This is a genomic window from Mesorhizobium sp. CA6, assembly GCF_020165035.1.
Lineage (GTDB): Bacteria > Pseudomonadota > Alphaproteobacteria > Rhizobiales > Rhizobiaceae > Mesorhizobium.
In genome coordinates this window covers 444171-457445 of sequence record NZ_JAIUHI010000002.1, presented here as the reverse complement: position 1 = coordinate 457445, position 13275 = coordinate 444171, and the positions used below count along the sequence as shown (strand labels likewise).

Here is a 13275-nt window from a genome sequence, read left to right as displayed (position 1 = left end):
GGCTCCTTGGAAATAAGATCGAAGCTAAGGCGCAACCCTAGTCGTGAAAGCCTGGTGCGAGGAGGCACGGGCTCCGGAAGGCGAGCGATGCTCTGGAAAATATATCGCCAAAACAATCCTTTTCTAGGATCTTCTTCCAAGCAAATTCGTAGATGGCGCCAGGCTCGGGCGCTGGCGTCGGGGTGAAAGTCAGCTCAGGAAGCCGGAAAAAGCTTCCAGCGTCGCGGCCTGAAAGCCACCCGGCTCTTCTGCGCCGCGGGATGGTCGACCGGCAGCTCGATCTCGACGCGCTGGCGCTCACCGCCGATCTCGAGCTCGACGCGCCTGGTGCCGGCGACGCGGCGGCTGGCGGCAACCGTGCCGGCGATGCAGCCGCTGCAGCCGTCGACCAGGTCGACGTCATGCGGACGGAAGTGGAGCACTGCCTCGCCGGACGGCGCGTGCGGCGCCGAGAGCCCGATCGGCCGGTCGGCGATCCACACCTCGCCGTTCTCGACCTTGACCGGCAGTGAGCTCGACTCGCCGATGAAGGAGTAGACGAAGGGCGAGTTCGGCGTGTCGTAGATATCGTCGGCGGTGCCGACCTGCTCGATGCGGCCCTGGCTCATGACGACGACGCGGTCGGCAAGCTCCAGCGCTTCTTCCTGGTCATGCGTGACGAAGACGGTCGTGTGGCCGGTGCGGTCGTGGATCTCGCGCAGCCAGCGGCGCAGCTCACGGCGAACCTGTGCGTCGAGCGCGCCGAACGGTTCGTCGAGCAAAAGCACCTTGGGCTCGATCGCCATGGCGCGGGCGAGCGCGACGCGCTGGCGCTGGCCGCCTGAAAGCTGAGCGGGGTAGCGTTTCTCCAGGCCCGACAGCTGGACGAGATCGAGCAATTCCAGGGCCCGGCGGCGGATTTCCTGCCCCGACGGCCTTGCGGCGCCGTGCCGGACCTTCAGGCCGAAGCCGATGTTGTCGGCAACCGTCATGTGGCGGAACAGCGCGTAATGCTGGAAGACGAAGCCGACATTGCGCTCCTGGATCGACTTCTGCGAGGCGTCCTCGTCGCCGAAGAAGATCGCGCCCTTGGTCGGCCGTTCCAGGCCGGCGATCAGCCGAAGCAGCGTCGTCTTGCCGGAGCCGGACGGCCCGAGCAGCGCGATGAGCTCGCCAGACCTGATGTCGAGCGATACATCATGGAGCGCTGGAAACCGCTCGAACTCCTTGCGCACGTTGACGACGCGAACTTCCATGCAAATCCCTCGGTTCGTTGATGCTGTCGGTGTTCCCAAACTGCCAGGCACTCTCGGGCGACAGGTAGTGTTCAGTGTCCGCGTGTCGCGGCAAGCTCGGCGCCGTAGCGCATCTCCAAAAGCGTTTTCAAGACCAGCGTCACCAGCGCCAGGCCGGCCAGCAGCGAAGCGACGGCAAAGGCGCCGACGGCGTTGTATTCGTTATAAAGGATCTCGACATGCAGCGGCATGGTGTTGGTGAGGCCGCGTATATGGCCCGAAACCACCGAGACCGCGCCGAACTCGCCCATAGCGCGCGCATTGCACAGAAGCACGCCATAGAGCAGTCCCCATTTGACGTTGGGCAGCGTCACATACCAGAAGGCCTGCCAGCCGCTGGCGCCCAGCGAAAGCGCCGCCTCTTCGTCGCCATTGCCCTGTTCCTGCATCAGCGGGATGAGCTCGCGGGCGACGAAGGGGAAGGTGACGAAGATGGTGGCCAGCACGATGCCGGGCACGGCGAAGAGGATGACGATGCCATGCGCCTTCAACCAGGCGCCGAGCAGCCCCTGCGCGCCGAAGAGCAGCACATAGACCAGGCCGGAAATGACCGGCGAGACCGAGAAGGGCAGGTCGATCAGCGTGGTCAGGAACGCCTTGCCCTTGAATTCGAACTTGGCGATGGCCCAGGCGGCAGAGATGCCGAAGACGACGTTGAGCGGCACCGAGATCGCCGCCACAAGCAATGTCAGACGGATGGCGGAGCGCGTATCGGGGCTGGAAAGGGCTTCCGTGTAGGCGCCGATGCCTTTGGCAAGCGCCTCATGAAAGACGACGATCAGCGGCAAAAGCAGGAAGACTGCAAGGAAGGCGAAGGCGATAGCCATCAGCACGGCCTTGACGGGCCGGCTTTCGGTCACCGCGGCCGACTGGCTCTCGTGATGCGGCTCGTAGGATTTGATCTCGGGATCAGCCATAGCGCTTGCGGCTCCATGTCTGGACGAGATTGACCACCAAAAGCATCACGAAGGACAGCGCCAGCATGATCGCGGCGATCGCAGTCGCCGCCTCGTAATTGTATTCCTCGAGCCTGATCACGATGAGAAGCGGCGCGATCTCGGACTTGAAGGGCAGGTTGCCGGCGATGAAGATGACCGAGCCGTATTCGCCGACGCCGCGCGCGAAGGCTAGCGAGAAGCCGGTGATGATCGCCGGCGCCAGGCCTGGGAAAAGCACGCGGGTGATGATCTGGAAACGGCTGGCGCCTAGCGTGGCGGCTGCTTCCTCGACCTCCTTGTCGATCTCTTCCATGATCGGCTGTACCGTGCGCACGACGAAGGGCAGGCCGATGAACACCAGCGCGACGACGATGCCGAGCGGCGTGTAGGCGACCTTGATGCCGAGCGGCATCAAAAGCTGGCCGATCCAGCCGTTCGGTGCATAGAGCGTGGTGAGCGCGATGCCGGCGACGGCCGTTGGCAGGGCGAAGGGCAGGTCGACCATCGCGTCGGCGATGCGGCGTCCAGGGAAGCGGTAGCGGACCAGCACCCAGGCGACGATGGTGCCGAACACGACGTTGACGACAGCCGCCAGGAAGGCGGTGCCGAAGCTTATCTTCAGCGCGTTGAGGGTGCGTCGGTCGACGGCGATCGCCCAGAAATCGGCCCAGCCGAGCGCTGCCGAACGCCAGACCAGCCCCGAAAGCGGGATAAGGATGATGAGCGTGAGGTAGGCAAGTGAGAAGCCGAGCGTCAATCCGAACCCCGGAATGACACTCGGCTGCTTGAATCGCCACCCCGCCTTGGCGGGTGCTGTGGTCATGCTGTTCTGGATCGTCCCTTCTATTCAAACCAGAATGGCTTTGCGCAGTTGCAGTCCGCCGGCATGCCCGAGGCTCACCGGCCGTCCGGCCTCACTGCGCCGGCTTGTAAATCTGGTCGAATATACCACCGTCGCCGAAATGGTAAGGCTGCGCTTTCTTCCAGCCGCCGAACTGCGGGTCGTCGATGGTGACCAGCTTGATTGCCGGCAGCTTGGCAAGGTCCTCGGCCGGCACCAGGTCGGGCTTGGCCGGGCGATAGTGGTTCTTGGCGATGATGGTCTGCGCTTCCTTGGAATAGAGCCAGCCCAGATAGGCCTCCGCGACCTTGCGCGTGCCCTTGGCGTCGACATTGGCGTCGACGACCGCGACCGGCGGCTCGGCCAGGATCGAGGTCGGCGGGTAGACGATGTCGAAATTGTCGGCGCCGAATTCGTCGAGCGCGAGATAGGCTTCATTCTCCCAGGCGATCAGCACATCGCCCAGGCCCTTCTGCGCGAAGGTCACCGTCGAGCCACGCGCGCCGGTATCGAGGACCGGGACGTTCGCATAGAGCTTGCCGACGAACTCCTTGGTCTTGGCTTCATCGTTGCCGTCATTGGCGTTTGCGTAGGCCCAGGCGGCAAGATAGTTCCAGCGGGCGCCGCCGGACGTCTTCGGGTTCGGCGTGATCACCTGGACGCCGTCCTTCACCAGATCGCTCCAGTCGTGGATGCCCTTGGGATTGCCCTTGCGCACCAGGAAGATGATGGTCGAGGTGTAAGGTGCCGAGTTGTTCTCGAACTTCGAGCGCCAATCCGGGTTGATCTTCTTCGTCTTCGAGACGATGGCGTTGATGTCGCCTTCGAGCGCCAGCGTGACGACGTCGGCGTCGAGGCCGTCGATCACCGCCCTGGCCTGCGCGCCGGAACCGCCATGCGACTGCTGGATGGTGACGGTTTCGCCGGTCTCAGCCTTCCAGTGCGCGGCAAACGCCTCATCATAGGCTTTGTAGAGTTCACGTGTCGGGTCATAGGACACATTCAGAATGGTCGTGTCGGCAAACGCGAAACCGAGTGTGCCGAACTGGACAGACGTGGCGACCAGCGCGCCGAGCAGTTTCCTGAAATGAGGTTTGGTCATTCCGGCCTCCGTTGAACTGCTGCGAACTCTACCGAGTTTATAGAATTTAGATGCATTGAATGTTGCCTTTTTCGTCTCCTCGAAGCAATTTTTCGCCGAGCTTAGGCCGGTTGAGGAAATAACTTCCTCAGCCAGCGGCCGCAGGGCTTCATCCGCCGGCCCTAATTAGAAGCGGTCAGGGTGATGACAACCCCAGGGCGCCTCAATTGGCGTTAACCGGGAAATCGAAGCGCTGTTTTGGGAAAGGCTCTTTGGCCAGGGTGAAGTGCCACCATTCGCGCGCATAGTTGCGAAAGCCGGCGGCGCGCATTGCGATCAGCAGCGTCTTGCGGTTTGCGGTGGCTTCGGCGTCGATCAAGGCGCTGGCGGTTTCGCTCTTTGGGTCAAAGCAATCGAAACCGGTGCCGAAGTCGAGCGTGTCGCCGTCCGGCGCACCGCAGGCCGGATGAACCGCGCTTTTATTGCCGGGCTCGGCGATGGCAAGGTCCACCGTCGAACCTCGAGAATGGCTGGAGAACTCGCCGATATAGCCTTTGGCGATGAGATCGCCACGCTCGGCGGTCGGATACCATTGCGGGTCAGGCCGGCCGCCTTCTCTTGTCCACCTGCCCATATCGGCAACCGCTCGCGCCGGGCGGTAGCAGTCGAAGACGACCAGCGTCAGGCCTTTGGCGGTCATGGCTTTCTGGACGCTGGAGAGCGCCTTCGCGGCCTGCGCGGTCAGGATGCAGACCGGCGCCTCATAGCCATCGGCTTTGCGGTGCAGGAAATTTTCCAGGCCGGCGTAGCGGATATCCTGGCGAATGGTCGGGTCGATGTCGGCCAGCCTGACGAAGCCGGCGGGGAGGGGATCGGCGCGGGCTGAGAGAGGGCTCGCGATTGCTAGCGCAAGCGCTGAGAAGAATGCTCTCGACAAAAGTCGGCGCGAGGCACCCCCCTCTGCCCTGCCGGGCATCTCCCCCTCAAGGGGGGAGATTGGCAGTTTCGGCGCTGGGCCCGCCTTTCCAACTTTGAAGACTAGCGAAGGCCACGAAGCGAATAATCTCCCCCCTTGAGGGGGAGATGGCCGGCAGGCCAGAGAGGGGGGCCTCGCGCCGGACATCACGCTGAGAATCGCAATCCCCTGAATCGTTTGCCGCATCCTATTCAACGAAAACCTTCACGCTCGCGGCTCGGCCCACAGCGTCGATCACCGTCAGCGTCGAATAGCCGGTGCCGTCGGGTTGCCAGGTCGCCGTGCGGCGGCGGTCGATGCCGGCGAGCAGCTTGCCGTTGGCGAGCCAGCGGAACGGCGCCCGGCCGCCTTGCAGCTTCAGCACCAGCGGCGTGGCCTCGGCCGAATTGGTGCCGAGGTCGACGCGGGCGCCGTTGGGCGGGAAGATGATGGTCGGCGCCGGCTCGGTGGCGGTGGCCTGCACCAGACCGTCGGCGCCGGCGCCGAAGCGGGCGAGCGTCACCGGCAATTCCTCGCGCTTGGGGTTGAAGACGCCCGGCGGCCGGCCGGGCAGCGGCACGCCGGCAAGACCGGAACGGACGAAGCCTTCGAACAGGATGGGTGCTGCCGAGACATAGCCCGACAGGCCGGGGATCGGGCTGGCATCGGCGCGGCCGACCCACACACCCAGCACGTAGCGGCCGTCGAAGCCGAGGGACCAGGCATCGCGATAGCCGTAAGAGGTGCCGGTCTTGTAGGCGATGCCGCGCTGCATGGCGCCTTCCGGCGGCTTCACGCCGGACAGGATGTCGTTGATCTGCCAGGCCGCCTGGTCTTCGAGGATGGTGGCGGTGATGCGCTCGGCGTCGGCCGGCTCGGTGCCGTCATGCAGCGTGTGCATCTTGCCGCCATTGGCGAGCCCCGTATAGAGCTGCACCAGGTCGCGCAAGGTCACGCCGACACCGCCAAGTCCGATCGCCAGGCCCGGCGCTTCGTTGACCGGCAGGATCGGGTTGACGCCTGCCTGGCGAAAGCGCGCCGTCAGTCGTGCCGGACCGACGGCGTCGAGCACGCGGATCGCCGGCACGTTGAGCGACAATTGCAGCGCCTGGCGGATCGACACGTCGCCCTGGTAGCCCATGTCGAAATTCTTCGGACGGTAGCCGCCGAAATCGGCGGGGCTGTCCTCGATGATCATCTCCTGCGCCACCAGCCCCTGCTCGAAGGCCAGCCCATAGATGAAGGGCTTCAGCGTCGAGCCGGGTGAGCGCACCACCTTGGTCATGTCGATCCAGCCGGAGCGGCTGGCATCGAAGAAATCGGCCGAGCCGACCTCGCCCAGAATGTCGCCGGTGCGCGCATCGGCCATGACCATGGCGACGGAAAGTTTCGGCCCGAGCTTCCTGGCGGCATCCCTTGCCACCTGTTCCAGCCCCTGCTGCACGCTTTTGCGGATGGTGAGCTGCAGCGGCTTGCCTGGCACGGCCCTGGGCAGCATGGCATAGGAAGCATGCGCGGCCAGCGCCGGCAATTTTCTGCGCAGGCCGGAGACGTCGTCCAGCGCGGCGCGCGCGGCTTCGCGTTCGCCGAGCAGGCCGGCCGAGACCATACGGGTGAGCACGCGGTCGCGCGCGGCATGAGCAATGCCGAGATTGCGGTCGGGCCGGCGCTTCTCCGGCAATTGCGGCAGCGCGACGAGCAGGGCGGCTTCCGAAACCGTAAGCCGCTTCGGCTCCTTGCCGAAATAGGCGAGCGATGCGGCGCGCACGCCTTCGAGATTGCCGCCATAGGGCGCCAGCGTCAGGTAGCGTTCGAGGATTTCCTGTTTGGTGAGCCGCCGCTCGATCTGGATGGCGCGCAGCATCTGCTTGAGCTTGGAGCCAAGGCTGCGGCTGTCGCGCGGCTCGATCAGCCGGGCAAGCTGCATCGACAAGGTTGAGCCGCCGGACACGATATGCCCGCTGGTGACGAGCTGGCCGGCGGCGCGGCAGAGCGCCAGGAGGTCGACGCCGCGGTGGTCCCAGAAGCGCTTGTCTTCATAGGTGACCAGCATGTCGACGAATTGCTTGTCGACCTGGTCGAGCCGGGTCTCGAGCCGCCAGTAGCCGTCGGGCGTGGCGAAGGCGCGCAGCAGCTGACCGTCGCGGTCCTGCACCTCCGTCGAGACCGTCAGCTTTGCCGGCAGCGGCGGCGGGAAGGCGCGGTCGAGTTCCCAAAGGGCAGCGACTGAAAGCGCCGCGAAGCCGGCTAGAGAAATCCCGGCGATGGCTGTTCGACGCAGGAATTTCCTCGAGAGCATGGCGCTGCCCCTCATTGCCCTGCCGGGCATTTCTCCCCGTATAGTGACGGGGAGAAAGGGGCCTGCGCAGAGGCTTTCGCCAATTTCCAACGCTGCAGGAAAGTGGCCAACAATCGTGACGGTCCCCTTCTCCCCGTCACTACAGGGGGAGAAGGTGCCGGCAGGTGGATGAGGGGCAGCGCCATCGTCCGGTCTATATTTCCTCGGCTCCTTACTCGGCCTTCACCTCCATCACGCCGGTGGCGGTGCGGGCCGAGTATTGCGGCCGGTACATGTCCTCCACCGTCGCCGCCGGATGGGCGTAGGTGCCCGGCGTCACGGCGCGCACGACATAGGCCAGCGTGATGTTGCGGTCGCCGTCGCCTTCGTTCGGATTGAAAGCGGCGACGAAGCGGTCGTTGCGGAACTCCAGATGCGCGGCGTCGGTTTGCGCCAGCCAGGAGAAGTTCGACAATTGCGCGCTGGAAACCAGGCTCGGATTGTCGATCTCGAAGCCGGCCGGCAACAGGTCGGTGATCAGGAGCCGCGACGGCCATTTGTTCTGCTCATAGACCTTGAGCACGACCACGTAGCGCTCGTTCTGCTTGGCCTCGGTGACGTTGGCCTCGGTACCGTCGAGCTTGTAGTAGGTGCGCGCGATGGTGAAGCCGTCGCCGCCGGCCGGCAGCGGCTCGACCGGCGCGGCGACCGCGGTCACCACCGCCTGCAGCGGCGTCGCGCCGGTATTGGCGATGGTGAGCGGGCTGTCGACAAGCTCGCTGCCGGCGACCTGGTCGGAATAGCCGCCCGAATGCGGCGCCCCGTTGACGGAAAGCGTGATGGAATCATTGCCTTCCTTCAGCGCCCGCGCGGCGAGCAGCATCCAGGATTCGTCCTGAGTGCTCGTCCAGCGGGCGTCCGCGCGTGCCACGCCCACCAGCTTGATCAGCTGCGGCATGATGCTCGGCACCGGCTTCGATTCTGCCGCCAACGCCAGCATCGCCGCGCCGTCACGCAGCCGCGAGCCGTAGTCCGAGCGGTAGTAGTCGTAGTCGGTTTCCGACTGCGCCAGCCTGAGCGCCGTCTGGAAGGTGGCTTCCGAACGCTGCGCGTCGCCGTAGAGCGCCAGGCTCGCCGCCAACTGGGCGACGGCCATCGGGCTGGAGAAGGCTTCGAGCTGCGTGTCGGCATAATAGCGCAGGTCGCCGATCGAGGCCTTCTTGTTGCGGGCGAGCACGTAGAGCGCATAGGCGATCTCGCTGCCCTTGTCCTGGACGTCCTGGTCGTAGCCGAGTGCGTTCTGCAGGTTGTTGAGCGCCTGGTTCATGGCCAGCGCCGGCACATCGTACTTCTGCTCACGCGCCCGGGTCAGGAACTCCGTGACATAGGCGTCGAGCCACAGATCGCCGGAGCCGGGGCCCCAGAGGCCGAAGCTGCCGCTTGCCGCCTGGTAGGACAGCACCTTGTAGATGGCGTCTTGGATGCGGCCATGCAGGTCCGGATCGCTCTCCATGCCGATGCTCTTGGCCATGTCGTTGACATAGAGCAGCGGCATGGTGCGGCTGGTGGTCTGCTCGGCGCAGCCATAGGGGTAGCGGTCGAGCGACATCAGAAGCGACGGGACGTCGAGCGCGGACGACTGCGAGACGCCGACGCTGACCGAAGCGCCGTCGAGCACGCTTGCGGCAAGCAGTTCCTTGTCGACGCGCAGCGAGCCGCCGTTGGGCTTGAGGTCGACAACCATGCGGTTGGTGACCGGAAGCTGCGCCGGGCGCACCGGCAAATAGAGCGTCTGCTCGACTTCCGTGCCATCGGCATGCGCGAGCTTGACCGTGACCGAAGCGTCGCCCGCGGTCTTGGCGACCAGCGGGAAGGAGAGCGACTGCCGCTTGCCCTGGGCGAGCGTCAGCTTCTCGGGCAGTGGCTTGTCGCCGGTCGACAGGTCGCCGGTCGTGGTGACCGAAAGTGCATAGTCGCCGGCCGGGCCGTCGGTGTCGGCGATGTCGAGGCGCATGGTCGTCGCATCGCCCGGCGCCAGGAAGCGCGGCAGGCCGGCGGTGATCACCACCGGATCGCGCACGATGACGTCGGTCTGGGCATGGCCGACCGCATCCTTGGTCCAGGCGACGGCCATGATGCGCACGGTGCCGTTGAACTGCGGGATGTCGAAATCGACCCGCGCCTTGCCATTGGCGTCGAGCTCGACCGGGCCGGAGAAGAAGGCGACCAGCTTTTCCGTCGGCGGGCTGCCTTGCGCCTGCATGTTCGCCCCATCACCGCCGGTGCGTATCTTGCCCATGGTGCCGAGCGAGCCGTCGATCAGGCGTCCGTAGAGATCGCGGATCTCCAGCCCCAGCATGCGCTGGCCGAAGAACCAGTCCTCGGGATCGGGCGCCTTGTAGTTGGTGAGGTTGAGGATGCCGACATCGACGGCAGCCACCATCACATAGGCATTGCTGCCGGCCTGGGCGCCGTTGACGGCGACCGGGATCGACAGCTGCTGGCGCGGCACGGTTTTTTCCGGCGGCGTCAGGCTGACCGCGAGCTTCTTCGAGCCCGGATCGACCGACAGCCATTGGATGCCGATGGCGCGGGCAGGCATGCGCGATTCCTGCGCATCGCCGGGCCGGAACAAGGTCGCCGTGACATAGGCGCCGGCGCCCCAGTCGTCGCCGACGGGGATGTCTACGGTGCTGCCGCCAGCCGGCACCGAAGCGGTGACGGTCTTCAGCAGCTTTTCGGCACCGATGGTGACCAGAAGCTCGCCGGCAAAATGCGGCGAGACCTTCAGCTTGGCGACTTCGCCGGGGGCATAAGCATCCTTGTCCAGCGCGATCTCCAGGCCGTCGGGCGTCTCGGTGGTGGTGGAGGCGACATACCAGCCGGCATCGAACTCATAGCTGGTGGCCGGACCGTCGGGATCGGCCGTCTCGACCTCGAGCCGGTAGCGGCCCCAGTCGACGGGCAGCGACACCGTCGCCTCGCCATCGGCCTTGAGGTCGACCGCGCCGTTGGCGACGGCCTTGGTGAGGCTGACCGCTTCGTAGTTCCACGAATTGTTGGAACGGTACCATTGATAGTTGCGCTCGACCTTGACCAGCGACCACTGCGCGCCTTTCAGCTCCTCGCGCTTGCCGTTGGGGTCGACGGCGATGATGCTGAACTTGGCGGTGCCGCCCTGCGGCACCTCATCGCCCTCGAAATCCGGGCGAATGCCGATGACATCGCGCTGCGGGCGAACGCCGATGTCGAGCGAGCGCTCGACGGCGCGGCCGCCGGCCTCGCGCATGCGCACGGTGACCTTGGCGTTGACCAGCTTGGTGGTCGACGGCAACTGGTCGATCGTCACCGGGAAAGTCGCCTTGCCGTCATCGCCGACCACCGGAAGGTTGGCGAGAGGCGTCACGGTCGGCTCGCCCGACTGCTCGTCGGCCAGGCCGAAGGTGAAATCCTTGAAGCTGTCCCAGGTGCTTGTGGTCGACAGCGTCAGCTCGCCTTCCAGCGCGAGGCCCGCGGCCGGCGCGCCATAGAGGAAGCGGCCGTCGACGGTAGCGTTGGCGGTCTCGCCCTGGGCGATCTCCTTCTTGTCGGCGGTCAGGTCGAATTCGATGCGATCCGGCACGAAATCCTCGACCAGGAACATCTGGCTGGCGACCGGCGACTGCTTGGGGTCGGTGTAGATCGACACCGTCCAGGTGCCGCGCATGGCGTTGGCCTCGAGCGGCAGGTCGACGGCGTGGCCGCCGGCGGACTCGCCATTGCTGATTATGCGGCGGTTCTCGACCCCGTCTGGTCGTGTGAAGATGAAGGTCAGCGGCAGGTTCTCGACCGCTTTTGCCGCGCCGTCGCGGGCGAGGGCCGCGACGTGAACGTCCTCGCCGGCGCGGTATATGCCGCGCTCCGTCCAGGCATAAACGTCGAGGGCGCCTGGCGAGGCGCGCCCCTCGACGCCGCGATCCGACAGGTCGAAGCCGGCCTTGCCCATGTCGAGGAAGACGAAGTCGTTGTCGCCCTGCTTGGCCATCAGCACGGCCGGCACCATGCCGTTCTCGCCGCGGGTGAGGCCCGGATTGAAGACGGCGTGACCCTCGGCGTCCGTCGTCGCCGTGCCGAGAATCTCGTTGTTCCTGGCAAGCAGCGCCAATTCGGCGCCGGAGATCGGCTTGGCCGAGCCCAGCGAACGGGCAAAGACGTTGAGGCCGTCCTGGCCGGTATAGGTGGAAAGGCCGATATCGGAGACGACGAACCACTGCGTGGCGCGTGAACCATAGTCGTCGCTCTTGTCGTCGACCGGCTGCGCGGTCAGCACATAGACGCCGGGCTTGCGCTGCGGGATCGCCTCATCCACCGGGAACGAAGTGGTAACCTCCTTATTGAGATCATTGGCGATTTCGAGCGTGCCCGACCAGACGGGCGAGCCCATTTGGTCGGAAATGGTGGAAATGTCATAGCCGTCGAGCTGATGCAGGAACTGATAACCGGACAGGAGCTGCGCCAGCGAACGATCGCCAATGCGGTAGAGCGTCATCTTGGCGGCGTTCATGTTGACAGTGACGACCGGGATGCCGCGGCGCGCCCCGGCCGGCAGCACGAAGCTGTCGCCGGTGAAGCGGGCGGAGGGAGCGCGGTCCTGGACGTAGATCGACAGCACGACGGGCGCGGCGATCGTCTCGCCGATCGCCGACGGCAGGCCGGCGCGGAAGGTCACGTCATAATGCTGGCCGTGTTCCAGGCCTTCGACGCAGATCTGCTTGTCCTTGGCCTCGACGGCCTTGGGCGCGGCGTTGTCGACCGTCACGAATTGCGAATAATCGACCCCGGTCTTGACCAGTTCCTCGGAAAACTGGGCGCAGATGCGCGGCGAGGAGGAATCGGCATCAACGGTGTGCTCGACGACGCGAAAACCCTTGCGCGCCTTGAGGTCGGCATAGTCGGCCTGGACGGCCGGCGAGCTCACCAACGCAAGGCTTGCCTCATAGGCCTGCAGCGAGGGCCGGTAGAGGTCGCGCTTGTCGAGGCCGGCGCCAAGCAGCGCCAGCGCCTCGGCACGGGTCTTTGCCGTGCGCACCAGCTTGTAGGCGTTGAAGGCCGCCGAGGTGACATTCATCGGCAAAGTCGAAGGTTCGGTGGTGTTCGACGCCGGCTGCACGGCCAGCGTCTCGCGCGCCAGCGCCAGCCACAGCGCGCCGTCATCGGGCAGCACCGAGACCGCGGCCTGGTATTTCTGCATGGCAAGGCGATGGTCGCCGGTAAGCGATGCCTGCTCGGCGGCGGCCTGCAGGGCGGCAAGCCCTTCGGTCGGCTTGTCATAGGCCGGATCGGTCAGCTTGTTGCGAAACTGCTGGGCCTGGTCGGCCATCCAGTTGGGGAAAAAAGCCAGTGCCGGCGGAGCGCCGATATCGGGATCGCCGTCGACATTGGCGACCTTGCCGGCGACTGCGCCGGTGAAGGATTTCAACTGGTTATAGTCGGATTTGAGAAAACACCATTTGGCCTTGGTGTTGTAGGTGAAGGCGCGGCAGGCCGGATCGCCGAGACATGCGGTCTTGCACTGGTCGAGGCTGACATTCTGCTCCGACCTCAGGTCGAAGCCGAAATAGTCGGAATTATCGATCGTCACGATTCGCCGGGCTTCTGCCGCAAAGGCCGCCCCGCCCAGGGCGAAAAAGACAAGGAGAAGGAAGAAGAGACCACGAGCCGCGCGCATTGCCATACCACCCTCCAGACATCGCCAGCGTCCGGGCATGATCAAGCTTCGTGCAGGCTTGTCAACGCCGGAGCGCCGCAGGTTTATCACCCGCGAACGGTTTCCATGCCGGCCAAAGGCCGGTATTTCGACAGAACCTCTGTGAGACGGATCACACTTTCTTGCGAAATCGCAAAAGGTGTGAATTCCAAGCCCGGTCTA

The 13275-nt window shown here is 65.1% G+C and carries 7 protein-coding genes; all 7 read right to left on the bottom strand.

Features of this window, described 5'->3' with window-relative positions:
- Positions 1-194: 194 nt before the first annotated feature.
- Entirely contained in the window at positions 195-1235 is a 1041-nt protein-coding gene (locus tag LB526_RS04325; RefSeq protein WP_140839568.1) for a sulfate/molybdate ABC transporter ATP-binding protein, read from the bottom strand.
- A gap of 71 nt (positions 1236-1306) precedes the next feature.
- Positions 1307-2191 carry a sulfate ABC transporter permease subunit CysW gene (cysW, locus tag LB526_RS04320; RefSeq protein WP_224544882.1) on the bottom strand — a complete coding sequence of 295 codons (885 nt, stop codon included), beginning with the start codon at positions 2189-2191 and terminating at the stop codon, positions 1307-1309.
- Positions 2184-3035 carry a sulfate ABC transporter permease subunit CysT gene (gene cysT, locus LB526_RS04315; RefSeq protein ID WP_224544881.1) on the bottom strand — a complete coding sequence of 284 codons (852 nt, stop codon included), beginning with the start codon at positions 3033-3035 and terminating at the stop codon, positions 2184-2186. The genes cysW and cysT overlap by 8 nt, the downstream gene beginning before the upstream one ends.
- A 91-nt stretch (positions 3036-3126) precedes the next feature.
- Positions 3127-4155: a sulfate ABC transporter substrate-binding protein gene (locus LB526_RS04310; protein WP_095768927.1), complete on the bottom strand. Its 1029-nt coding sequence runs from the start codon at positions 4153-4155 to the stop codon at positions 3127-3129.
- 202 nt (positions 4156-4357) lie between these two features.
- Entirely contained in the window at positions 4358-5110 is a 753-nt protein-coding gene (locus LB526_RS04305; protein ID WP_224626350.1) for a M15 family metallopeptidase, read from the bottom strand.
- 187 nt (positions 5111-5297) lie between these two features.
- The gene (gene pbpC / locus LB526_RS04300; RefSeq protein ID WP_224626348.1) at positions 5298-7388 is read right to left on the bottom strand and encodes a penicillin-binding protein 1C; all 2091 of its coding nucleotides are present in this window, start codon (positions 7386-7388) and stop codon (positions 5298-5300) included.
- 211 nt (positions 7389-7599) lie between these two features.
- Positions 7600-13080 carry an alpha-2-macroglobulin family protein gene (locus LB526_RS04295; protein ID WP_224626347.1) on the bottom strand — a complete coding sequence of 1827 codons (5481 nt, stop codon included), beginning with the start codon at positions 13078-13080 and terminating at the stop codon, positions 7600-7602.
- Positions 13081-13275 lie beyond the last annotated feature (195 nt).